Origin of the sequence: Mycolicibacterium wolinskyi str. Jessa 2025, from assembly GCF_049241375.1 — a bacterium.
GTDB classification, from domain to species: Bacteria; Actinomycetota; Actinomycetes; order Mycobacteriales; family Mycobacteriaceae; genus Mycobacterium; species Mycobacterium wolinskyi.
Map to the genome: position 1 here is coordinate 5,097,527 of NZ_CP185960.1, position 22,082 is coordinate 5,119,608.

Below are 22,082 nucleotides of genomic sequence, written 5' to 3' on the forward strand. Positions count from 1 at the left end.
GTGTATCAAGCAAGAAGCAAATGGGCACTGCTGCTGACATCGATCCGGACGGCAACTCCATTGCTACGCAACGCGAGGTAAGCACTCGAAAGGCCGACGCCATAGATGCCGTTGTCGTTCGGGAGTTCGTCGAGCCGGGTGTCTCGGCATCCACAATCGAGAAACGCCAAGCCTTTCAGGACATGTTGACGTTCCTGCAGGAAAACACGGATGTCCGTTACGTCGTCGTGTACGCGCGATCGCGCGCATTCCGCAATTACATCGATGCCGCGATTACCAAACGCATGCTCGACAAGCTCAATGTCAAACTTGTATCGGCGCGCGAGGATTTCGGCGACGGCGTGTACGCCGAAGCCATGGAGGGCATCACCGACATCTTCAACTACACGCAGAACCAGCTCAGTGGACAAGACATCCGCATCAAACTGCAACATAAGGCCGAGAACGGCGGTACGACCGGCAAAGCGCCACTGGGCTATCTCAACGTGAGGGTCGAACACGACGGCCGACTCATGAACACCGTGCAGGCCGACCCGAAACGTGCCCCGCTCGTCCGTAAAGCATTCGAGCTCTACGCTACTGGCGATTACGGTCTGCAGCGGCTAGAAGCCACCATGGCGGACCTCGGACTAACTGCACGCGCCACCGGGAAACACCCCGAACGACCGGTCACCTTCAAGTGGCTACACCGAATGCTGCGCGACCCGTACTACGCCGGCTGCATCGTATACAAAGGCGAAATCTACGCTGGTCGCCATGAGCCGATCGTCGGCCAGGCTCTGTTTGACCGCGTACAAGAGGTCATCGAGTTGCGCAGCAAGAGCGGTCAGCGCGATCGAGTGCTTCAGCACTACCTTAAGGGAATGCTGTTCTGCGACCGCTGCGAGCGGCGAGAGCGGACATCACGACTGATCTACACCGAGGCAACCAACCGCTTCAAAACCCGCTACGGGTACTTCCTCTGCCGCGGACGCCAGGACGGGGTGTGCGACCTGCCATACCTTCCAGCCGACAGAGTCGAACAAGCCGTCGTTGACCATTACGCAAAGCTGAACTTGCCCACGACCTTCGTGTCCGACATCCGCGAACTGCTCCAGGAAACGCTTAACCACGAACATCGCAGCGTCGCAGATCTTCACGCTGCCGTCAGTCGCAAACTCAAAGAACTCGAAGCTAAAGAAAGCCGCCTAGTGGACCTGCTTGCCGACGACGCCCTTCCCACGACTGTGGTGAAGGCCAAGCTTCGCAAGATCCAAAACGAGCGCGCTGCCGCCGAAGCAAGCCTTGCAAACACGAGCGCAGAACTGGCTGCTGGGGCAGGCGTGCTGCTTAATGCTCTTGACTTGATGTCCAACCCTGAGTCCAGCTATGCCAACGGCACGAACAGCATTCGCCGGAACCTCAACGAGACGTTCTACCAACGCATCTACCTCGATGAGCATGGAGTCCAAGCAAGTGACATGAACCAGCCCTTCGAGGACATCCATTTGGCATTCGCAACGATGAGACGGACCCCATCACCAGCGTCGTCGCCCTCGACACCCAATACAACGAAACAAGGACCCCTTACGGGAGCCTTGAAACGAGCAGCGGATCATTCAACATCTGATTCAGCTCCTACTCTCGCCGACATCCTTTCGGACGCGGGTTCGAGTAAGAACTCTTTGGTGGAGCTAAGGGGATTCGAACCCCTGACCCCCACACTGCCAGTGTGGTGCGCTACCAACTGCGCCATAGCCCCTGATGTCGTGCTCATCGAAGTTACACCACGGCTACCCCTGGTTCAAAATCGCTGGTCAGGGGACCTCGCCGCCGGCCTCTGGACCGAGCGCGCGGGCCGGAGTGTGCTCCGCGGGCGGCCGTGGGCGGGTCTCGGGCGCAAATGTCCAGCCCAGGGCGGCCAGCAGGAGGATCGCCCCGCTGATCACGAACGCCCACGAGAACGAGAGGTACTGCGCGATCAAGCCGACGAGCAGTGAACCGCCGATCGAACCGACATCGGCCATCATCTGGAATGTCGCGACTGCCGTGCCGCCGCGGGCCTTGTTGCCGATGATGTCGGCGACCGCGGCCTGCTGTGGCGACGTGAAGATGCCGGTCGCGAAGCCCGCGATATAGGCGCTGACGAGGAACAGCGTCAGACCATCGGTGAAGCCCACGAGCACCGTCGAGATCCCCGCTGCCGTGAGCCCGACGATCAGCAGCATCTTCCGGCCCACCCGGTCGGACAGGTAGCCGCTAGGGATCACGGCGGACACGTTGCCGATCGCGAAGGTGGCCAGGGCCAGCCCGGCCATGCCGGCACCGCGGTGGAACACCTCGGCGATGAACAGCGGCACGAGCGCGATCCGCAGCCCGAAAGCCGACCATCCGGTGGCGAAGTTCGACAGCAGCGCGGCGCGGTAGGCCCGGTTGCGCAGCGCGGTGCGCAACGTGACCTTGTCGCCCTCCTCCGGGGCGGGCGCGGCCAGCGATGAGTGACGCAGGCTGATGAACACGACGGCCGCCGCGACGAGCAGGGCTGCGCCGTAGATCAGGAACGGCGCGCTCAGCCCGAGCCCCGCGGTGAGGCTGCCCAGCACCGGCCCGCCGACCGAGCCGACCAGAAACGCCGACGAGAACATCCCGGCCACGCGGCCACGGGCGTCTTCTGGACTCACCCGGATCATCAGTCCGAGCGCCGAGATGAAGAACATGGTCGAGCCGATCCCGCCCAACGACCGGAACAGCAGCAACTGCCAATAGGTCTGGGCGAAGGCGCACGCGCCGGTGGACAAGGCCACGATGACGAGCCCGTTGACGTAAATCCGCCGCTCCCCCATGCGCTGGATCAGCATGCCGGTGGCCGGCGCGAAACACAGCCGCATCAGGGCGAACGCGGTGATGACGAAGGTCGCGGCGCTGATGCTGACGCCGAAGTGCCGTGCGTAGGACGGCAGCACCGGCGCGACGACGCCATAGCCGAGGGCGATCACCGCATTCGCGACGATCAGGACCCAGACTTCACCGGGCAGCTTCGGCTTGGTCTGGCTGGAACAGTCACCCTCCGCTACAGAACTCACGCGCGATCCCGCTGCGCTTCTCGCTGAATACTCACCCAATGACTGTATTAACCACGTCCTTGGCGGCCTGCTGCACCTCTGCCAGATGGTCGGCACCGCGGAACGACTCGGCGTAGATCTTGTAGACGTCCTCGGTGCCCGACGGCCGGGCGGCAAACCACGCGTTCTCGGTCGTCACCTTCAGCCCGCCCAGCGCGGCGCCGTTGCCGGGCGCGGCGGTGAGTTTCGCGGTGATCGGCTCGCCGGCGAGTTCGGTGGCGGCCACCTGCTCGGGCGACAATTTGGCCAGCCGCGCCTTCTGCTCGCGGTCGGCGGGCGCATCGATACGGGCGTAGGTCGGCGCGCCGTAACGTTCGGCGAGTTCGGCGTAGCGCTGCGACGGCGTCGAACCGGTCACCGCGAGAATTTCCGAGGCCAGCAACGCCAGGATGATGCCGTCCTTGTCGGTGGTCCACACCGAGCCGTCGGTGCGCAGGAACGACGCGCCGGCACTCTCCTCTCCGCCGAACCCGATGCTGCCGCCGATCAGCCCGTCCACGAACCACTTGAAGCCGACGGGAACCTCCACGAGCTTGCGTTCCAGCCCGCCGACCACGCGGTCGATGATCGAGCTGCTGACGGCGGTCTTGCCCACCGCGGTGCTGCCCGGCCAGTTGGGCCGGTGCGTGTACAGATAGTCGATCGCGACGGCGAGGTAATGGTTCGGGTTGAGCAGGCCGCCGTCGGGGGTGACGATGCCGTGCCGGTCGGAGTCGGCGTCGTTGCCGGTGGCGATCTGGTAGCGCTCCCGGTTGGCGATCAGCGAGGCCATCGCATTCGGCGAGCTGCAGTCCATCCGGATCTTGCCGTCGGTGTCGAGTGTCATGAACCGCCACGTCGCATCGACGAGCGGATTGACCACGGTGAGGTCGAGGTTGTGCCGTTCGGCGATCGCGGCCCAGTAGTCGACGCTGGCCCCGCCGAGCGGGTCGGCGCCGATCCGGATGCCCTCGGCACGGATCGCATGCAGGTCGACGACATTCGGCAGATCCGAGACGTACGCATCGAGATAGTCGTGGCGTTGCGCGGTCTGCAGGGCACGGGCCAGCGGCATGCGTTTCACCGGCTTGAGCCCGTCGCGCAGAATCTCGTTGGCCCGCTTGGCGATGGCGCCCGTCGCATCGGTGTCGGCGGGCCCGCCGTTGGGCGGGTTGTACTTGAACCCGCCGTCGCGGGGCGGATTGTGGGACGGGGTGACGACGATGCCGTCAGCCAGGTCGCCCGCACGCGAGGAGGATGTACCGCCGGAGCCTCGGCCCCGGTTGAACGTCAGAATCGCGTGGCTGACCGCGGGCGTCGGCGTGTAGCGATCAGCCGAATCAATCATCGCCACAACGTCGTTGGCGGCGAGAACCTCCAGCGCCGACGCCCACGCCGGCTCCGACAAGGCATGGGTGTCGCGGCCGATGAACAACGGGCCGGTGGTGCCCTGCGCCGCGCGGTACTCGACGATGGCCTGCGTGGTGGCGAGGATGTGAGCTTCGTTGAACGCCGCGTCCAAGCTCGAACCGCGATGCCCCGACGTGCCGAACACCACCTGCTGCGCCACGTCCTCCGGGTCGGGTCGCTTGGTGTAGTAGGCGGTCACCACCTGTGCGACGTCGATGAGATCCTCGGGTTGTGCCGGTTGTCCGGCTCGTGGATTGGCAGCCATGATCTCGATTCTGCTCCCTGGCGAATGTCGGTGCGCGACAGTCGCCGAGTTGCCGCCATACTTTTACTCCGTGTTTCGGATGTTCGGCCACGACCCACGAGAGCTTGCCGCCGTGTTCGTCGGCGGCGCCCTGGGCACGCTGGCCCGCGCCGGCCTTGAGACGCTCCTGGCTCCCGATCCCGGCCGGTGGCCGTGGCCGACGTTCTGCGTCAACATCGTCGGCGCGTTCCTCTTGGGTTATTTCACCACCCGGCTGCTGGAACGCCTGCCGGTGTCGAGTTACCGCAGGCCGCTGCTGGGCACCGGTTTCTGCGGCGGTTTGACCACGTTCTCGACCATGCAGGTCGAGACCATAACGATGCTCGAGCACGGGCATTGGGCGCTGGCCGCGGGTTATACGGCGGCCAGCATCGTCGCCGGATTGCTCGCGGTGGTCATCGGCACCGCCGTGGTGCGGCGGGTGAGTGTGCGCGCATGACAAACGCACTGGTGTGGACCGGCGTTGCGCTCCTCGGTGGGGCCGGCGCGGTCTGCCGGTTCTTGATCGACCGAGCCGTCTCGACGCGACTCAAGCGCGGCTTCCCGTTCGGCACCCTCGTCGTGAACATCAGTGGTGCGCTGCTGCTCGGTTTTCTCGCCGGGCTGGCGCTCAGCCCGCATACCGCACTCCTGGTGGGCACCGGTTTCGTCGGCTCGTACACCACGTTCTCCACGTGGATGTTGGAAACCCAGCGCCTCACCGAGGAACGTCAAGGCTGGCCCGCGGCCGCCAACATCGTGGTCAGCGTCGCACTGGGTCTGACCGCTGCATGGTTGGGCATGTGGTTGGGCGGTCGGCTGTGAGAGCGGACCACCTCAAGCTGACCGCCTACTTCGGCGAACGGCAGCGTCACGGGCGGCGGTTCGCCGCCGACGCACTGCTCGACCTGTTCGGCGAGGCCGACGTCGCCACCAGTGTCATGCTGCGCGGCATCGCCAGCTTTGGTCCGCGCCACCAGCTGCGCAGCGACGAGACGCTGAGCATGTCCGAGGATCCGCCGGTGGCGATCGCGGCGGTCGACACCGCCGACAAGATTTCGGCACTGGCCGACCGAGCAGTCGAGATGGTCCCCCGCGGGCTCATCACCCACGAGCGCGCTGTCCTGGTGAGCGCCGGATCACCGGCGGCCGTACCCGAGACGGCCAAACTGACCATCTATGTCGGCCGCCACCACCGCGTCGCGGGCACGCCGGCATATCGCGCCGTCTGCGCGGTGCTGCATCGCCACGGGTTCGCCGGTGCCACCGTGTTCCTCGGTGTCGATGGCACCGAGCACGGACAGCGACGCCGCGCCCGATTCTTCAGCCCCAACGCCGATGTGCCGATGATGATCGTCGCGATCGGGACCGGTGATCAGGTTGCCGCGGTGCTCGGCGAATTGGCCGAGCTGTTGGCGGAGCCGCTGTTCACCGTCGAACGCGCGCAGCTGTGCAAGAGCAACGGCGAACTATTGAGTCGACCGAAAGCGCTTCCGGGGCAAGACAAGCAGGGCCGGGCGCTGTGGCAGAAACTCATGATCCACACGTCCGAGACCGCGTTGCACGGCGGTGTGCCCATCCACCGGGCCATCGTGCGCAGACTGCTGGAATCCGGCGCCGCCGGAGGCGCCACCGTGCTGCGTGGCGTCTGGGGGTTCAGCGGAGACGGGAAACCTCACGGCGACAGGTTGTTTCAAATCGGTCGCCAGGTTCCGCTGACCACGGTCGTGGTGGACACCCCGGACCGCATCGCCGCGACGTTCGACATCGTGGACGCACTCACCGCCGACCACGGCCTCGTGACCGCCGAATTGGTTCCGTCGGCGACGACGGTCGATGCCGGATACCGCTCCGGCAGCACCGATCTCGGCCGATACAACTACTGAGTTCCCAGCATCCTTTCAGGAGACTCACAGCTTGATGTAAGCCTAGCCTAACTTTACTTTCAGGTGTACCGTCCCAACCCATGCAGTCAACATCCCCTGAAGCGATCAGCGCCGCCCTCACCGAGATCTTGCGCGACGACATGAATGTCGACATCGGCAGGGTGACCCGAGATTCCCGGCTCGTCGACGACGTCGGCCTCGACTCGGTGGCGTTCGCGGTCGGCATGGTGGCAATCGAAGACAAGCTCGGCGTGGCGCTTTCCGAAGAAGACCTGCTGAGCTGCGACACCGTGGGCGATCTGGAGGCCGCCATCCTGGCGAAAGTGCCTGCCGCCCAGAGCAACCAGTGAACCCGCTGGCCGCAGCGCTGACGGAGTCGCTGACGTCCAGCAGCGCCGATCTCGTCGTTTTCGACTCCGAAGCCCGCACCTGGAGCCGCCATCCGTGGGGCCAGGTGTACGCGCGTGCGGAGAATGTCGCAGAGCGGATCGGGCAGGACGGGTCCTCGGCCGTCGGCGTCGTCGCCGAACCGACCGTCGAAGCCATCGCCGCCATCATCGGCACCCTGGTATCCGGTGCGGCGCTGTCGATTCTGCCTGGGCCAGTGCGCGGCGCGGATCCCGGCCAGTGGGCACAGTCGACGCTGAACCGCCTCGCCGGCATCGGCGTGGGAACGGTGTTCAGCCACGGCAAATATCTCGAACAACTGCGCGGCGGCGAAACCACACTGGTGATCCACGACGACACCGAGGTCGCCCACGACAAGCGCTCGTCCACGCTGAACCTCGGTGCACCGGCGAGCGAGTTCGCGGTCCTGCAGGGCACCGCGGGCTCGACCGGAGTGCCACGCACGGCGCAGATCGCTCCCGACGCCGTGCTGGCCAACCTGCGTGGTCTCGGCGAACGAATCAGCCTGTCGCGCAACGATGTCGGCTGTTCGTGGCTGCCGCTGTACCACGACATGGGCCTGACCTTCCTCCTCACCGGGGTGTTCGCCGGCTGTGAGGTATGGCAGGCACCGACGACGGCGTTCGCGGCCTCACCGTTCAGCTGGGTGCATTGGCTGACCGAAAGCCGGGCCACGCTGACCGCGGCACCGAACATGGCGTACGGCCTGATCGGCAAGTACACGCGACGGCTCGTCGACGTCGATCTCTCATCGCTGCGGTTCGCGCTCAACGGCGGTGAGCCGGTCGACTGTGAGGGTACGGCGCGGTTCGGCAGCGAGCTGGCCCGATTCGGATTCGACCCGGGCAGTCTGTGCCCGTCCTACGGCCTCGCCGAATCCAACTGTGCGGTCACGATTCCCGTTCCCGGTGTCGGACTTCAGATCGACGAGATCAAGGTCGAAACCGAAAACGGCGCCAACATGCAACAGCTGGCCGTCCTCGGGCAAGCCATCCCGGGCATGGAGATGCGGCTGCGGCCCAGTGCCGACAACGCCGGTATCTCCGACCGCGAGGTGGGCGAACTCGAGATCCGCGGCACCTCGATGATGTCGGGATACCGGGGCGAGCCGTCACTCAACCGCGACGACTGGTTCCCGACAGGCGACCTCGGCTACTTCGTCGACGGCGGGCTGGTGATATGCGGCCGGAAGAAGGAGCTGATCACCGTTGCCGGGCGCAACATCTTCCCCACCGAGATCGAGCGGATTGCCGCCCAGGTGAAGGGTGTTCGCGAAGGCGCGGTGGTGGCCGTGGGAACCAACGAGCGCGCCGTACGGCCGGGACTGGTGATCGCCGCGGAGTTCCGCGGCACCGACGAGGCCGGCGCCCGCAGCGAAGTGGTGCAGCGGGTGGCATCCGAATGTGGTGTGGTGCCGGCAGATGTGGTGTTCCTACCGCCCGGCTCACTACCACGAACCTCCTCGGGCAAGCTGCGCCGACTGGAGGTCAAACAACATCTGGAGAGTGTGAAGTCATGACCGCGACAACACCGACCACTGCGGAACGGACACCGGCCACCACCACGATCGACGAATACCGCGATCTGCTCGACCGGGTCTTCGACGACCAGGTCAAGGCCTGGACCGCGGAAGCCGAAGAGACCGAACGCTTTCCGCGCCAACTCATCGAACACCTCGGACGCAACGGCGTGTTCACCGAGAAGTGGGGCGACGGTCAACAACCCGATGTCGCCAAGCTGATCGAGCTCGCATTCTCACTGGGCCGCACCGGTTCGGCGGGCATCGGCGTCGGCGTGAGCCTGCACGACTCGGCGATCTCGATCCTGCGCCGCTTCGGCAAGAACGACTACCTGCGCACCATCTGCGAGCAGGCTGTCCGCGGCGAAGCGGTGCTGTGCATCGGCGCCTCGGAAGAATCCGGCGGCTCCGATCTGCAGATCGTCGAGACCGAAGTGCGCACGGCCCGGGACGGTTTCGAGATCAAGGGCATCAAGAAGTTCGTCTCGCTGTCACCGATCGCCGACCACATCATGGTGGTGGCGCGCAGCCTCGATCACGACCCGACCAGCCGGCACGGCAACGTCGTCGTCATCGCCGTCCCCACCGCGCAGGTCGAGGTGCAGACGCCGTACCGCAAAGTCGGCGCCGGACCGCTCGACACGGCCGCGGTGCACATCGACACCTGGGTGCCCGCCGATGCGCTCGTGGCCCGGGCCGGTACGGGGCTGGCGGCGATCTCGTGGGGCTTGGCGCACGAACGCATGTCGATCGCCGGCCAGGTGGCCGCCGGAGCACAGCGCGTCCTCGGAATCACCTTGGCCCGCATGATGAAACGGCGCCAGTTCGGCCACACGCTGTATGAGCACCAGGCGCTGCGGATGCGGATGGCCGACCTCCAGGCGCGGGTGGACCTGCTGCGCCACGGCCTGGCCGGGATCGCCGCGGGCGGCAAGCTCGACCTGCGTACCGCGGCAGCCATCAAGGTCACCGCGGCCCGGCTCGGCGAAGAGGTGCTCTCCGAGTGCATGCACATCTTCGGCGGCTCGGGCTATCTCGTCGACGAGACACCGCTGGGCAAGTGGTGGCGCGACATGAAGTTGGCGCGGGTTGGCGGCGGCACCGACGAAGTGCTGTGGGAGTTGGTGGCCGCGGCCATGAAACCCGACTACGAGGGATACGCCGAGTTCGGGCAGGACTGAGTTCCCTTCGGCGAACAGACGCGCAGGTACCCGAGAACGAGCGTTCTTGGGTACCTGCGCGTCTGCTCGCCGGGAGTCAGGCCGGGGTGCGCGGCAGCGCGTACAGGGCCATGCGCCGGTTGGACATGTCATGTTCGCCGAGGAACGTACAACCGGCCCACTCGCAGACGCGGCGCGCCCCGGTGTTGCGGTGATCGGGATCGAACATGATGCGCCTGCAGTTCGGATCGAGCTCGAACACGCTGGCCACAACCTTGGGCAGCAGGAACGGGGCGATGCCCTTGTTCACGAGATTCAGATCGGCGATCGCGGCATGCACGCCGATGTCGTGCGGATCGGCGTCGTAGCGCGGCGCGATCGAATCTTTCGCGGCGCGATAGACCTCGATGTAGCCGGCGGGTGTGCCTTTGAAGCTCGCGATCAACGGTCGCGAGTATTCACCGTCGAGCTGCGCCTGCAGATAACGCCGCCAACGCTCCGGCGGCCAGTCGTACTCCCAGGCCTCCACCAGGTGCGGGCGGTTCATCCACTCCGACACCATCTCGGCATCGGCGTCCGCGTCCGCCAGCCGAATGCCGTACGGCTCGGCCACGACCGGTATGGGGGGTGCGGGGACAACACGCACCGCATCGGCAATATCCGTCAGCTCGCGCTTCAGAACAGGTTCAAGCGCCTCATCGATCTCGGTCATTTGAGCGCCGAGCCTACCGTAGCCAGTGAGGATAGGTTTACCTTCCTCCGGCCCGTCACACGTCAGACCAGGAGTTTGGCGAGCACGGTCAAGTGACTCAGTTCGAGCTCGCGGGTGGCCGTCACCAGCGTGACCGGCCCGTCCCGCAGCATCTCCCGCAGCTCTTCCAGTGCCGCGGCGCCCGCGGGTGCCGACAGTTCCTCGGCATAGCGCTCGGCGAACTCGTCGAACCGCTCCGGCGCGTGGTCATACCAGCGGCGAAGTTCGGTGGAGGGTGCCACACCGGGTAACCACTTGCCGGCCCGCGGATCGGTTTTCCGCAGGCCACGGGGCCACAGGCGGTCGGCCAGGACCCGAGTTCCCTCGCCGGGTTCGGGCTGTTCATAGACCCGCGCCAATCGCACCTGCCGCTCATCCCCCATGGCGTGCCATCGTAGAAGGATGAGTGAAGATCGCGTCGCCGATCTGCAGCGCTGGGAGGACTCGGGGGGCCACTGGCAGGTGATCGCGCGAACCAAAGACGGCCTCACCGTCGCGCTCCTGCGCTGTGACGGCGGCGAAGAAGTCGACCGATTCACCTCGATCGATCCGAGCCTGCTCGACTACGTGGGTGGTCGCTCGAGCAGCCAGGAACCCGAGTAGACCTACGGCAAGTCAGGGCGCGGCGGCCACACCGGCGCGCCCAGTTCCCGGGAAATGGTGCGGGCGGTGTCGCGCAACGCGTCGAGCGCGTCGGGTTCGAGCGGCCACCGCGCGGCGGGCACCACCAAGCTGATCGCGCCGACCGCCTCGGCGGTCGTGTCGAAAACCGCTGCGGCCGCCGAACATTCGCCTAGCACCGCTTCTTCGGCTTCGGTGGCGATACCCGTCGCCCGCACCTGCACGAGCTGATCGGCCAAGGCCGCCGGATCGGTCATGGTCTCACCGGTCATGCTGCGCAGCGATGTCACCGGCGGCCGCTCCGCCTGGAACGCGAGCAGGGCCTTGCCGAGCGCGCTCGCGTGCGCCGGTATGACGATCCCGACTTCCGGCATCTGCCGGGTTCCGTCCGGCCGTGGTTCGTGGGCGACGACAACGACCTCGTCGAACAGCAGTACGCCGGTCCGAACCGCGCAGCCGGTCCGCCGCGCGAGGTTCTCAGCCCAAATCGTCACGCGCGAGCGGAGTTCGAGCGTGTCGAGGTAGACGTTGCCCAGCCGCAGCGTCGCCGGGCCGAGCCGGTAACGGCCACTGTCGAGCTCCTGCTGGACCATGCCGTGCGCGAGCAGCGTGCGCACCAGGCCGTGCACGGTCGACGGCGCGAGTTCGATCGCGGCGGCGATCTCACCCAGGCTCATCCGCCGCCCGCCGCCCAGCACCGTGAGGATGCGGAGCGCACGATCCACCGCCTGGATCATCGCTGCCCCCTTCGACTCGGGTCTTGTGCTCACCGAAGCATAAGCGTATGTTCCAGATCACATTCGACATTGTCGAATGATATCCGAGATGGTCGACTCACACTCCAGGAGAACGTCATGGACGAACCCTCGTTAATCCAGAAACTGGCGGCCGAGGCATTCGGAACCGCCTTCTTGGTCTTCGTGGGGGTGGGATCGGTGCCTGCGACGATCATCGTCAACGGCGATGCCCCGTTCACCATGGCCGACCTGGGCATGATCTCGTTCGCCTTCGCGACGGTCGTGGTGGCGACGATCTACGCGCTCGGACACATATCCGGCAATCACATCAACCCGGCTGTCACGCTCGGACTCGCTGTCACCGGGCAGTTCCCGTGGTCCCGTGTCCCGGCGTACATCGGCGCACAGGCACTCGGTGCGATCGCGGGTGCGGCCGCGATCATCGGCGTTCTCGGCACTGCGGCCCGTGACGCCGGACTCGGCATCGCGACCTACACCGCCGACATCAGCGCAGTACAGGCGTTATTCGCAGAGTTCGTGGGTACGTTCATTCTCGTGTTCACCGTTTTCGGCGTGATACACCGCAAGGCCACCGCGGGCTTCGCCGGCGTCGCGATCGGCCTCGTGGTGTTCGCCGCGATCATCCCGGTGGCACCGACCACCGGCGCCTCGATCAACCCCGCCCGCACATTCGGCCCCATGCTCGTCCAACAGATCGCGGGCGGTTCGGTGTCGTGGAACCAACTGCCCGTCTACCTCGCCGCCGAATTCCTCGCCGGCGCCCTGGCGGCGCTCGCCTACGTCGCCATCTCCCGAACCCGCTCCGACGCCCCGCCGGCCACCGCACCCGCCCCCGCCCAGACCACCGCAGCCTGAGGACGCCCACCATGAAGAAGCTCATCAACGATCCCGCCGACGTGATCGGTGAAGCCCTGCGCGGCATGGCCATTGCTCACCCGGAACTGCGCATCGACCACGCCAACCGCATCGTCTACCGCGGCGACGCGCCGGTGGCCGGCAAGGTCGGCCTCATCTCGGGAGGCGGGTCGGGGCACGAACCACTCCACGGCGGGTTCGTGGGCGCGGGCATGCTCGACGCCGCATGCGCCGGTGAGGTGTTCACCTCGCCGGTGCCGGATCAGATGCTGGAGGCGACGACGAACGTCGACAGTGGTGCGGGGGTGCTGCACATCGTCAAGAACTACACCGGCGACGTGATGAACTTCGAGATGGCCGCCGAACTCGCTGCCGCGGAAGGCATCACGGTCGAATCGGTGATCGTCGACGACGATGTCGCGGTGCAGGACAGCACGTACACCGCCGGACGGCGCGGCGTCGGCGCGACCGTGCTGGTCGAGAAGATCGCAGGCGCTGCCGCCGAGCAGGGCCGGTCGCTGGCCGAGGTCGCCGACGTCGCGCGCCGGGTCAATGCCGCATCCCGCAGCATGGGTGTGGCCCTGACCTCGTGCACCGTGCCCGCGGTCGGCCATCCCACCTTCGACCTTCCCGAATCCGAGATCGAGGTCGGCATCGGAATCCACGGCGAACCCGGCCGTCAGCGAGTGCCGATCCAACCGGCGCGGGCGGTCGCCGAACTGATGGCCGAGCCCGTCCTGGCCGACCTCGACTTCGCCGGGGAGGACGGGGTCATCTTGTTCGTCAACAGCATGGGCGCCACGCCGCTCATCGAGTTGTACGTCATGTATTCGGAATTCGCGGCCATCCTGGACAAAGCCGGGGTCCGGATCGCACGCTCCCTGGTGGGCCCCTACATCACCAGCCTGGACATGGCGGGTTGTTCGGTGACGGTATTGAAGGCCGACGACGAGCTGCTGCGGCTGTGGGATCACCCGGTGAACACGCCCGCGCTACGGAAGGGATGCTGACATGGATTTGACCACACTCACCGAATGGATCCGCGAATATGCCCGGGTCATCGCCGACAACGCACAGAATCTCAGCGATCTCGACGCGGCCATCGGCGATGCCGACCATGGCATCAACATGGAGCGCGGCATGACAGCGGTGATCGCGGCCTTCGAGGAATCGGCGCCGGCCGACATGGCGGCCCTGTGCAAGCAGGTGGGCATGACGCTCGTGAAATCCGTTGGCGGAGCCAGCGGCCCGCTTTACGGCACATTCTTCCTGAGAATGGCACCCGCCTTGGGTTCCGGTGACGCGGTGAGCGGCGCAGACTTCGCCAAGGCATTGCGGGCCGGTGTCGACGGCGTCGTGCAGCGCGGACGCGCCGAGGCCGGCGACAAGACCATGTTCGACGCCTTGGCGCCGGCGCTCGACGCGCTGGACGCTGCGCTGTCCTCGGGCGCGAGCCTGGCAGAGGGTCTGGCCGCCGCGTCCGCAGCCGCCGAAAAGGGCAGGGACGCCACCGAATCGATGGTCGCCCGCAAAGGGCGCGCGAGCTACCTCGGGCAGCGCAGCGTGGGACACGTCGACCCGGGTGCGACGTCGGCCGCGCTGCTGATCGCCGCCGCGGCGAAGGTGGCAGGCGGGAGCGCGACATGACGGTTGGTCTGGTCGTCGTATCCCACAGCCGGCCGCTGGCCCGCGCCGCCGTGGCACTGGCGCAGGAAATGCTGCACGGCAAGCAGATTCGCATCGCGGTCGCGGCGGGTCTTGACGAGACCACGTTCGGAACCGATGCCGCCGAGATCCTCGACGCCGTGACCGGCGCCGATACCGGTGACGGCGCAGTGGTGCTGATGGACCTCGGCAGCGCGGTGCTGTCTGCCGAACTCGCGCTGGAACTGCTCGACGACGAGGCCCGGGCCCGCACCGTCCTGTGCCCGGCACCGTTGGTGGAGGGCTTGGTGGTGGCCGCGGTCGCGGCGGCGGGCGGGGCCTCGGCAGCCGAGGTCGCCGCCGAGGCGTCCGGAGCGCTGGCAGGCAAGATCGCACATCTCGGTCAAGCAGCGCCGGCGCCGGCAGCCGACATGACCGCGGGCGCCGACGAACTCACGCGCACCTTCGTCGTCGCCAACCCCCATGGGCTGCATGCCCGCCCGGCCGCCCGGCTCGCGGGTGAGGTGCGACGCCGCGACGCCCGCGTCCGGATCCGCAACCAGCGCACCGGGTCACCGTGGGTTGATGCCGGCAGCCTGTCGGCGATCGCCACGCTCGGGGTGCGCTGCGGTGACGAGGTCGAAATCGCCGTGTCGGGCAGTCAGGCCGCCGAGGCACTCGACCACATTCTCGCGCTGGCCGCCCGTAACTTCGACGAGTCGACGTCCGACACACCACCGGCACCGGCTCCCGCCACGTCACACGAGCCCATCGGCGCGGGACCCGGCCTGGGTATCGGCCCGGCGTATTCGGCACGCGCAGGCGCGATCTCGGTCCCGGACACCCCCGGCGAGGAGCCGGCGGTCGAATGGCGCCGGCTCGGCACCGCGATCGCCGAGGTGCGCCGCGCCATCACCACGCTACGGGCCAGAACGGCACGTGAGGTCGGCGAGGACGAGGCCTCGATCTTCGACGCTCACCTACTACTCCTCGACGACGACGCGCTGCTCGGCGGTGCCAGGCAGCGAATCGACAAGGGCCACAACGCCGCAGCCGCCTGGTCGGCGGAAGTGTCCGAGCTGGCCGCACAGTTCGCCGCACTGCCCGACCCGTATCAGCAGGCCAGGGCCGAGGATGTCCGCGCGGTCGGCGATCAGGTGCTGCGCGCCATACTGGGCACCGCCGCAGGCTCAGCTTCGGCCAGCGGTGTGTTGGTGACCAGCGACCTCACCCCGGCCGAGGCCGCCGAACTCGATCCGAACCGCGTCGCCGCGGTCCTGCTGGCATTCGGCAGCCCACACGCCCACAACGTGATCCTGCTGCGCGCCAAAGGGATTCCGGTGGTGGTCGGAGCCGGTCCCGGCGTGCTCGCGATACCGGACGGGACCACTGTCGCCGTCGACGGAACCCGGGGCGAATTCATCGTCGACCCGGCCGAGGATGTCCGCGAGGATTTCCAGACCAGGGTCACGCTATCGGCGCGGCGTCAGCGCGAGGCCCGGGCACGCGCAGCCGAACCGGCGGTCACCCGCGATGGCGTGACCATCGGCGTCGGCGCCAACATCGGCTCGGTCGACGATGCGCGGGCTGCGGCATCCCAGGGCGCCGACTTCGCGGGCCTGATCCGAACCGAGTTCGTGTTCCTGGGGCGCGCGCAGGCACCCGATGTCGACGAACAACTCGCGGTATACCGCAAGATCGCCGAATCGCTTGACGGCAAGCGTATTACGCTGCGCACACTCGATGTCGGCGGCGACAAACCTCTCGAGTTCCTGCCCACGCCGGCCGAGCTCAACCCCTACCTCGGCGTGCGGGGCATCCGGCTCGCGCTGGCCCATCCTGAACTGCTGTCCGACCAGTTGTTGGCCGTGGCCCGGCTCGCACAACAGACGCCGGTGAGCGTGATGTTCCCGATGGTCAGCACGCTCGACGAGCTGCTAGCCGCGCGCCGGTCACTCGACGAGGCGGTACGGCGTGCCGGGCCGCGGCCGCCGACGGGGCTGCAGGTGGGCATGATGGTCGAAGTGCCCGCCGCAGCACTGAAATCAGCAGCATTCGCCCGCCACGTCGACTTCCTGTCCATCGGCACGAATGATCTGACGCAGTACGCGCTGGCCGCCGACCGCAACAACGACGCCGTCGCGACCATCGGCGACACGTTCGATCCGGGCCTGCTGCGCCTGATCGCCGCGACCTGCCGCGGCGCGGCCGGGCACGCGTCGGTGTCGGTGTGCGGTGAGTTCGCCGCCGACGAGCGTGCCACCACGCTTCTCATCGGTCTCGGCGTCGATGCGTTGAGTGTCACTCCCCCGGCCATCCCCGCGACCAAGGAAGCGGTGCGCAACGTCGACCGGCAACAGGCCCAGGGGGGAGCCGAATCGGCACTGGCTGCCGACAGTGCGGCCGCGGTGCGCGAACAGCTCGGCTGATCAGGTCGCGGGCCGGAAGCGGACCAGCCGCGACAGTTGGTCGCGGTCCTCGACGCCGAGCTTGGCGAACATGCGGTAGAGGTGACCGTCCACGGTGCGGACCGACAGGCACAGGCGGTCGGCGATCTGCCGGTTGCTCAGCCCGACACCGACCAGATTGGCGATCTCCCATTCCCGGTCGGTGAGCGGCAACGGATCGGCGGCACAGCGAAGTGCCGGCGTGACCGCCCCGCATTGACTGGCCAGCCAGTGCGCTCGGGTCGCCGCTTCGAGTTCGCTTCCCCGACGGCCCGCACGGCCGTGCTCTCGCGCGGCATGTGCGGCCGCGTCACCGGCGAGGACCAGCGCACCGAGGTGCTCGAACTCCTCGGCGGCTTGTGTGAGCAGCACACCGTCGTGTTCGGCGAGCCCGCGGCTGTGCACGGCGATGGTGTCGGCCAGCGGGCAGTCCAGCTGTCCGGCCAACCGCTGGATCCGCGCATGGTGTGACCGGTCGCCGAACCGCAGCGCGGTGTGCAATGCGGTGAGTTCGACCGCGCGCATGCCGCCGGTACCGGCGATCTGGGCAGCGCGAAGCGCGTGCTGCTGGGCGACCGTGGTCTCGCCGGTCGCGGCCGCCAACCACGAGCGGGCCAGCTCGAGTTCGGGCACGAACACGTCGACTTGCGGCCCGTAGGCGGCCTCGGCTCGGGCCAGTGCAGCCGCGGCGGCATCGACATTGCCGCGGGCCGCCTCGCCCTGCGCCAGCCACGAGGCGACGAGCATCAGCCAGCCCGGCGGTAGACCGTCCGACATCGTCCACACCGAGGCCTGCAACGCCTCGCAAGCCTGCGACAGGCGCCCCCGCGTCAGTTGCACCTTGCCGGTCAGGGCGGTCACGATCGAATCTGCCTGCAGCGCACCGGCCGCGGCGCCGGCATACCGATCGCAGACGCGCTGCGCGCTGCTCAGCTGACCCGAACAGGTTCCGGCGAGCACGTCGGCGAGGGCCAGCGAATAACGCTGCGGCCCCGACTCGCACTGCTCGGCCGCACGCTCGCCGGCCGCCACCGCAGCGGCCACCTCATCGAACCGGCCGGACAGCGCCAACGCACCCGCGGTGGCGAGCCCGGCCCACACCGTAGCGGGCGGCAACATGTCCGATTCCAGTGCCTGCGTGCCGAGCGCAATGGCAGCGGGCATATCGCCGGAGAAGAACGCGAACGCCACCTCCATCGAGACGACGAGGCTCAACATCTGGCCGGACTGCACCCGCTCGCGGACGGCGGCCAGCACCGACCGGGCGGACTCCAGTCGGCCGCAACCGAAGAACAGGTTCGCCGCGCGCAGACAACCCCATCGCGCCACGGTGAACTCGTCGTCGTCTGGCTCGTACCGCGCCAACAGGTCTTCGGCCTCCTGGCCGCGGCCCTGCCAGCTGATCGCATCGGCGAGGGCGATCGCGGCATGCAGGCCGCCGCCATGGTCGAGCGAGAACCGCGCAAGTTCCTCGCCGAGAACCAGATTCGACATGGTCACGGCACTGGCGGCGGCGTCGGTGATCGCGCATGCATCCGGGGGCACGTCGGCGCGGGTCATGATCCGGGCCAGTTGGATCCGGGCCCGCACGTCCGCGGCGGGACCGTTACCCGTCGTGCGCAGATGTTCCGAAAGATGTTGGGCGATAATCGTGTTGATCTGACGCGCCCGCGCGACCGGGCAGCGGCGCCTGGTGACCTCGCCGATGATCGGATGACCCGGTTGCACCAGGGCGTGCACGGCGTCGGTCGTGACCTGCACCGCGCCCCGCCGCTCGGCACGCGCGAGCGCGTCGGCTCCGCAGATCCCGAGGAGAACGCCCCAGTCGAGCACCTCCGCCGTGGAAACCACTTCCACGACATCGCGTTCGTCGTCGGCGAGGGCGTCGAGTCGCGTCGCCACGAGCTCGTGCAGATCTGCGCTGGGACGTAATTCGCCACGCAACCGCCAGCGGTTGTGGTCACGTACCAGTACGCCATCACTGATGGCCGCCGTGAGCACCCCACGCAGATACAGCGGGCTGCCGGACGAGAACCGGTGCAGTTCGGCGACGGCCCGGTCGTCGACCTCGCCGTCGAGCACCACCGAGACCAGCTGAGCCGTCTGCGCGCGAGTGAACGGTTCGATGTCGAGCCGCAGCAGCAACTGTTCTTTCCACAGCGCGGTCACCGCATCCGACGGGGTTTCACCGGAACGGATCGTGACGATCAGTTTCGTCGACCCGTGCACGGCGAGCTGCTGGACGAGCAACGCCGACAACGGGTCGAGATGCTGGGCGTCATCGACCACGATGACGAGGTTCGGCACGGACGACAGCGCTTGGTGGGCGGCGGCGAGCATGACCGTCGGTTCGTGCGCATCGGACAGCGTCAGCGCATGGTGGAAGGCGCCGAACGGCACGGCCTGTCCGGTCTCGGTACCGAGGACAAAGCGCGTCGGGTAGCCGTCGGCTTCGAGTTCACCGGCAAGCGCACGAGCGAGCGCGGTTTTTCCCACACCGGCCGGCCCGGCGAGCACGACCCCACGGGATCCATCACGCAACGCGAGCGAAGCCTCGCTGAGCTCCACTCCCCGCGCGACGAACGGCCAACCCGACACCGGCAACCCCCAACGTGAGCCCGTTGTGCCGGCCTGACTTTACGCTCCCGCAAATATTTGTATCGGTGTTTTGGGGCTGCCGCCTCTCGGATCCTTGCGGCCGAAACCACTTCTGCGGGGCGCTTACTCTGTCGGCTCGACCACCCATGCGCCGTGACGCAGCACCGCCACGACAGTGAGGGCAGAGTCCAACACCACGAGATCGGCCGGGCTGCCCGGCACGAGCCCGGCGTCCGGCAGCCCCAGCGCTCGGGCCGGGTTGAGCGAAGACTGGCGCACGGCCAGCATCAGTGCCTCGTCTCCGGCGAGGCCGCAGTGGGCGACGGCGAATCGGAACAGCTGGTCCATCGTCGCGGTGCTGCCTGCGATCGTGTCGGTTCCCGCAACTCGCGCGACCCCGGCCACCACGTCGATCGCGAGCGGCCCCAGGCGGTAGACACCGTCGGACATGCCGGTCGCGGCCATCGCGTCGGTGATCATCGACAGCCGTTGCGCACCAACGCTTTGCGTGATGTGCCGGTAGATCGCCGGAGCGACGTGCACACCGTCGGTGATGACCTCGACAGTTACCCGCTCGTCCTCCACCAGCGCGATGACGGGGCCCGGCTCACGGCGATCGATCGGACGCATCGCGTTGAACAGATGCGTTCCTACCGTCGCGCCTGCCGCGATGGCGGCGCGCGTCTGTTCGTACGTCGCCTCGGTGTGGCCGACCGCGGCCACCGCACCCGCGTCGAGGAACTGAGCGATCGCGGCAAGTGCGCCATCGCGTTCCGGCGCGATGGTGACCATCCGGATGGTGCCGGCGCCCGCTGTCAGCACACGATCGATCTCCGCCGGGTCCGGATCCCGCATGAGCGCGGGTTGATGCGCGCCGCACCGTTTGACCGACAGCCACGGACCTTCCAGGTGGATTCCATCGATCAGGCCGTTGCGGACGTCTCCCGCCAATTGGGTGACCTGGCGCAGAAGTTCGTCGGGGGCGGCGGTGACCAAGGACGCCACGAGTGTCGTCGTGCCGTGCCGACGATGGAGGTCCACCGCAGCGGACGTTTCGCGGGTCGACGCCGCCGAGAAGTTTCCTCCTCCCCCGCCGTGCACGTGCGTGTCGACGAAGCCCGGCACCACCGTCACCGCGCCGAGGTGACGGTCCGCCGCGCGCGGCGGGATGCCTGCGCCGGTGGCCGTCACGACGCCATGCGCGACATCGATCCACCCGGGCCGCAACAGTTCTGTGCCCGTGAGCACGGTGTCAGCCGTCAACAGCACTCAGAGGCCCTGCCATTCCGGCTTGGCGCGGTAGGTTTCGCGGTAGTAGTCGACGAGCTGCAGACGCTGCGCCGCGGCATCGTCGAGCAATACCGTCACGTGCGGATGGTGTTGGAGTACGGTCGCCGGCCACATCGCGCTGACCGCGCCCTCGACCAGATGGTGCACGGCTTCTGCCTTGCTGCGGCCCGTGGCCACGAGAATCAGATGACGGGCCGCCATGATCGTGGCCAACCCTTGCGTCAAGCAGTGGGTGGGCACCTTGTCGGGATCGCCGTCGAAGAACCGGGCGTTGTCGAGTCGGGTCTGTCTGGTCAGTGTTTTGATCCGGGTACGCGATCCGAGGGAGGACCCCGGTTCGTTGAACGCGATGTGTCCGTCGGTGCCGATCCCGAGGATCTGCAGGTCGACACCGCCCGCGTCGTTGATCGCCTCCTCGAATGCCGCGCAGGCCGCGGGTATGTCCGCGGCCAGGCCGTCGGGGCCGGTAACCGCGCCGGGCGCGAAGTCGACGCGCGAGACGAACACGGAGTCGATGACATTGCGGTATCGCTCGGGATGATCTTCGGGCAGGCCGACATATTCGTCGAGGGTGAAGCCCCGGGCCTGCCGGAATGAGATGAGCCCGGCGTCGTAGCGCGACACCAGTTCGTCGTAGATGGCCAACGGCGAGGATCCGGTGGCCAAGCCGAGGACCGCATTCGGTTTGCGGCCGAGCAGTGCGCCGATCGCATCCGCGGCGACGGTGCCGATCTGCTCGGCATCGGGGAGGATGATGACTTCCATCTACTTGTTCGCGACGAAAAGTGCGGTGCCCGAGTCGATGTCGGACCCGGCGGCCACCGCTTGCGACGGCACGATGTTGCCGGGTTCGCGTTCGTCCATGACCACCACCGGGACGATCGGATTGAGGCCTTTGGCCACGACTGCGCCGACGTCATAAGTGACGACGACATCGCCCGCGGTGACGTCGTCGCCCTGGCTCACGTGGGTGGTGAACCCCTCGCCGTTGAGCTGCACGGTGTCCAGGCCGAGATGGACCAGCACACCCACGTTGTCGGGCGTCATCACGACGTACGCATGCGGCATCAGTTTGAGGATCCTGCCGCTGACCGGGGCCACCGCGTCGACCACCCCATGCGGAGGATCCACCGCCGCGCCGTAACCCACCATGCCCGCCGAGAACACGGGGTCGTCCACATCGGCGAGTGCGACGGCCCGACCGGCGACGGGGGCCAATACCTGGGTTGTGCTCACGGTCGTGACTCCTTTGCTCGTGTTTCAACAATACGAGCGCGATCCACCGATGGACTGGACTTCGCCTCTTCTGCGCATGTTCTCGTCTAAGCTTCCGCTCAGCTTGGGCGGCGGGTCGCGATACGCGACCGGAAGG

At 67.3% G+C, this 22,082-nt stretch carries 20 protein-coding genes, 1 tRNA gene and 1 pseudogene; 12 read left to right on the forward strand and 10 right to left on the reverse strand.

Translation table 11 applies throughout. The annotated features are described in order from the left end of the window. Window positions 1-20: 20 nt before the first annotated feature. Window positions 21-983, forward strand: a pseudogene (locus ACOI2T_RS25210) (recombinase family protein); the annotation flags it as partial. A 682-nt stretch (window positions 984-1,665) separates the two neighbouring features. Here the strand turns inward: ACOI2T_RS25210 and ACOI2T_RS25215 are convergent. From ACOI2T_RS25215 to pgm, 3 genes are all read right to left on the reverse strand, one after another. Next, window positions 1,666-1,741: transfer RNA gene (locus tag ACOI2T_RS25215), tRNA-Ala, on the reverse strand. A gap of 55 nt (window positions 1,742-1,796) precedes the next feature. Further along, window positions 1,797-3,062, reverse strand: coding sequence for an MFS transporter (locus ACOI2T_RS25220; RefSeq protein ID WP_409505874.1), 1,266 nt, complete (start codon window positions 3,060-3,062; stop codon window positions 1,797-1,799). A 31-nt stretch (window positions 3,063-3,093) separates the two neighbouring features. Then, complete coding sequence (gene pgm / locus ACOI2T_RS25225) at window positions 3,094-4,755, reverse strand: phosphoglucomutase (alpha-D-glucose-1,6-bisphosphate-dependent) (protein ID WP_409505875.1); 1,662 nt, start codon at window positions 4,753-4,755, stop codon at window positions 3,094-3,096. Window positions 4,756-4,834: 79 nt separating this feature from the next. On the opposite strand from pgm, the gene crcB (ACOI2T_RS25230) reads away from it, so the two are divergent. From crcB (ACOI2T_RS25230) to mbtN, 6 genes are all read left to right on the forward strand, one after another. Beyond that, entirely contained in the window at window positions 4,835-5,233 is a 399-nt protein-coding gene (crcB, locus tag ACOI2T_RS25230) for a fluoride efflux transporter CrcB (protein WP_409505929.1), read from the forward strand. Further along, window positions 5,230-5,598 (forward strand): fluoride efflux transporter CrcB, encoded by a 369-nt coding sequence (gene crcB, locus ACOI2T_RS25235; protein WP_409505876.1) that lies wholly within the window; start codon window positions 5,230-5,232, stop codon window positions 5,596-5,598. The genes crcB (ACOI2T_RS25230) and crcB (ACOI2T_RS25235) overlap by 4 nt, the downstream gene beginning before the upstream one ends. Continuing rightward, a complete protein-coding gene (locus ACOI2T_RS25240; protein ID WP_409505877.1) occupies window positions 5,595-6,659 on the forward strand; it encodes a putative PII-like signaling protein in 1,065 nt (354 codons plus the stop codon). Before crcB (ACOI2T_RS25235) ends, ACOI2T_RS25240 begins: the two co-directional genes overlap by 4 nt. Before the next feature lie 80 nt (window positions 6,660-6,739). Continuing rightward, window positions 6,740-7,009 (forward strand): mycobactin biosynthesis acyl carrier protein MbtL, encoded by a 270-nt coding sequence (locus tag ACOI2T_RS25245; RefSeq protein WP_409505878.1) that lies wholly within the window; start codon window positions 6,740-6,742, stop codon window positions 7,007-7,009. Window positions 7,010-7,014: 5 nt separating this feature from the next. Next, window positions 7,015-8,586 carry a long-chain-fatty acid--ACP ligase MbtM gene (mbtM, locus tag ACOI2T_RS25250; protein WP_409505930.1) on the forward strand — a complete coding sequence of 524 codons (1,572 nt, stop codon included), beginning with the start codon at window positions 7,015-7,017 and terminating at the stop codon, window positions 8,584-8,586. Further along, a complete protein-coding gene (gene mbtN, locus ACOI2T_RS25255) occupies window positions 8,583-9,767 on the forward strand; it encodes a mycobactin biosynthesis acyl-ACP dehydrogenase MbtN (protein WP_409505879.1) in 1,185 nt (394 codons plus the stop codon). Before mbtM ends, mbtN begins: the two co-directional genes overlap by 4 nt. Window positions 9,768-9,843: 76 nt before the next feature. Here the strand turns inward: mbtN and ACOI2T_RS25260 are convergent, their stop codons facing one another. Next, window positions 9,844-10,458, reverse strand: a complete 615-nt coding sequence (locus ACOI2T_RS25260) for a GNAT family N-acetyltransferase (protein WP_085145004.1) — start codon at window positions 10,456-10,458, stop codon at window positions 9,844-9,846. A 62-nt stretch (window positions 10,459-10,520) separates the two neighbouring features. Next, window positions 10,521-10,880: a DUF488 domain-containing protein gene (locus ACOI2T_RS25265; RefSeq protein ID WP_409505880.1), complete on the reverse strand. Its 360-nt coding sequence runs from the start codon at window positions 10,878-10,880 to the stop codon at window positions 10,521-10,523. Between the two features lie 19 nt (window positions 10,881-10,899). Between ACOI2T_RS25265 and ACOI2T_RS25270 the strand changes: the two genes are divergently transcribed. Continuing rightward, entirely contained in the window at window positions 10,900-11,100 is a 201-nt protein-coding gene (locus tag ACOI2T_RS25270) for a hypothetical protein (RefSeq protein WP_067857495.1), read from the forward strand. A gap of 2 nt (window positions 11,101-11,102) precedes the next feature. Here ACOI2T_RS25270 and ACOI2T_RS25275 read toward each other — a convergent pair whose 3' ends face one another. Then, on the reverse strand, window positions 11,103-11,855 hold the full coding sequence (locus ACOI2T_RS25275) for an IclR family transcriptional regulator (protein ID WP_409505931.1): 753 nt from the start codon (window positions 11,853-11,855) through the stop codon (window positions 11,103-11,105). A gap of 117 nt (window positions 11,856-11,972) precedes the next feature. Between ACOI2T_RS25275 and ACOI2T_RS25280 the strand changes: the two genes are divergently transcribed. Genes ACOI2T_RS25280 through ptsP form a run of 4 tightly spaced genes read left to right on the forward strand, consistent with a single transcriptional unit; the run spans window position 11,973 to window position 16,804 of the window. Further along, entirely contained in the window at window positions 11,973-12,731 is a 759-nt protein-coding gene (locus tag ACOI2T_RS25280) for an MIP/aquaporin family protein (protein WP_409505881.1), read from the forward strand. 11 nt (window positions 12,732-12,742) lie between these two features. Beyond that, a complete protein-coding gene (gene dhaK, locus ACOI2T_RS25285; RefSeq protein WP_409505882.1) occupies window positions 12,743-13,741 on the forward strand; it encodes a dihydroxyacetone kinase subunit DhaK in 999 nt (332 codons plus the stop codon). A gap of 1 nt (window position 13,742) precedes the next feature. Then, a complete protein-coding gene (gene dhaL, locus ACOI2T_RS25290) occupies window positions 13,743-14,378 on the forward strand; it encodes a dihydroxyacetone kinase subunit DhaL (RefSeq protein WP_409505883.1) in 636 nt (211 codons plus the stop codon). Then, window positions 14,375-16,804 carry a phosphoenolpyruvate--protein phosphotransferase gene (ptsP, locus tag ACOI2T_RS25295; RefSeq protein ID WP_409505884.1) on the forward strand — a complete coding sequence of 810 codons (2,430 nt, stop codon included), beginning with the start codon at window positions 14,375-14,377 and terminating at the stop codon, window positions 16,802-16,804. Before dhaL ends, ptsP begins: the two co-directional genes overlap by 4 nt. On the opposite strand, the gene ACOI2T_RS25300 is transcribed toward ptsP, so the two are convergent. The 4 genes from ACOI2T_RS25300 to ACOI2T_RS25315 form a co-directional block, all read right to left on the reverse strand. Beyond that, on the reverse strand, window positions 16,805-19,420 hold the full coding sequence (locus ACOI2T_RS25300; RefSeq protein ID WP_409505885.1) for a helix-turn-helix transcriptional regulator: 2,616 nt from the start codon (window positions 19,418-19,420) through the stop codon (window positions 16,805-16,807). A 123-nt stretch (window positions 19,421-19,543) separates the two neighbouring features. Further along, on the reverse strand, window positions 19,544-20,689 hold the full coding sequence (gene nagA, locus ACOI2T_RS25305; protein WP_409505886.1) for an N-acetylglucosamine-6-phosphate deacetylase: 1,146 nt from the start codon (window positions 20,687-20,689) through the stop codon (window positions 19,544-19,546). After that, window positions 20,690-21,475: a glucosamine-6-phosphate deaminase gene (gene nagB, locus ACOI2T_RS25310; RefSeq protein WP_409505887.1), complete on the reverse strand. Its 786-nt coding sequence runs from the start codon at window positions 21,473-21,475 to the stop codon at window positions 20,690-20,692. After that, window positions 21,476-21,946 (reverse strand): PTS sugar transporter subunit IIA, encoded by a 471-nt coding sequence (locus ACOI2T_RS25315; protein WP_409505888.1) that lies wholly within the window; start codon window positions 21,944-21,946, stop codon window positions 21,476-21,478. Window positions 21,947-22,082 lie beyond the last annotated feature (136 nt).

Coding starts and splice junctions, on each gene's coding strand:
- pgm (WP_409505875.1), bottom strand. CDS start 4,755: ATGGCTGCCAATCCACGAGCCGGACAACCGGCACAACCCGAGGATCTC.
- crcB (WP_409505929.1), top strand. CDS start 4,835: ATGTTCGGCCACGACCCACGAGAGCTTGCCGCCGTGTTCGTCGGCGGC.
- crcB (WP_409505876.1), top strand. CDS start 5,230: ATGACAAACGCACTGGTGTGGACCGGCGTTGCGCTCCTCGGTGGGGCC.
- ACOI2T_RS25245 (WP_409505878.1), top strand. CDS start 6,740: ATGCAGTCAACATCCCCTGAAGCGATCAGCGCCGCCCTCACCGAGATC.
- mbtN (WP_409505879.1), top strand. CDS start 8,583: ATGACCGCGACAACACCGACCACTGCGGAACGGACACCGGCCACCACC.
- ACOI2T_RS25260 (WP_085145004.1), bottom strand. CDS start 10,458: ATGACCGAGATCGATGAGGCGCTTGAACCTGTTCTGAAGCGCGAGCTG.
- ACOI2T_RS25265 (WP_409505880.1), bottom strand. CDS start 10,880: ATGGGGGATGAGCGGCAGGTGCGATTGGCGCGGGTCTATGAACAGCCC.
- ACOI2T_RS25270 (WP_067857495.1), top strand. CDS start 10,900: ATGAGTGAAGATCGCGTCGCCGATCTGCAGCGCTGGGAGGACTCGGGG.
- ACOI2T_RS25275 (WP_409505931.1), bottom strand. CDS start 11,855: ATGATCCAGGCGGTGGATCGTGCGCTCCGCATCCTCACGGTGCTGGGC.
- ACOI2T_RS25280 (WP_409505881.1), top strand. CDS start 11,973: ATGGACGAACCCTCGTTAATCCAGAAACTGGCGGCCGAGGCATTCGGA.
- dhaK (WP_409505882.1), top strand. CDS start 12,743: ATGAAGAAGCTCATCAACGATCCCGCCGACGTGATCGGTGAAGCCCTG.
- dhaL (WP_409505883.1), top strand. CDS start 13,743: ATGGATTTGACCACACTCACCGAATGGATCCGCGAATATGCCCGGGTC.
- ptsP (WP_409505884.1), top strand. CDS start 14,375: ATGACGGTTGGTCTGGTCGTCGTATCCCACAGCCGGCCGCTGGCCCGC.
- nagB (WP_409505887.1), bottom strand. CDS start 21,475: ATGGAAGTCATCATCCTCCCCGATGCCGAGCAGATCGGCACCGTCGCC.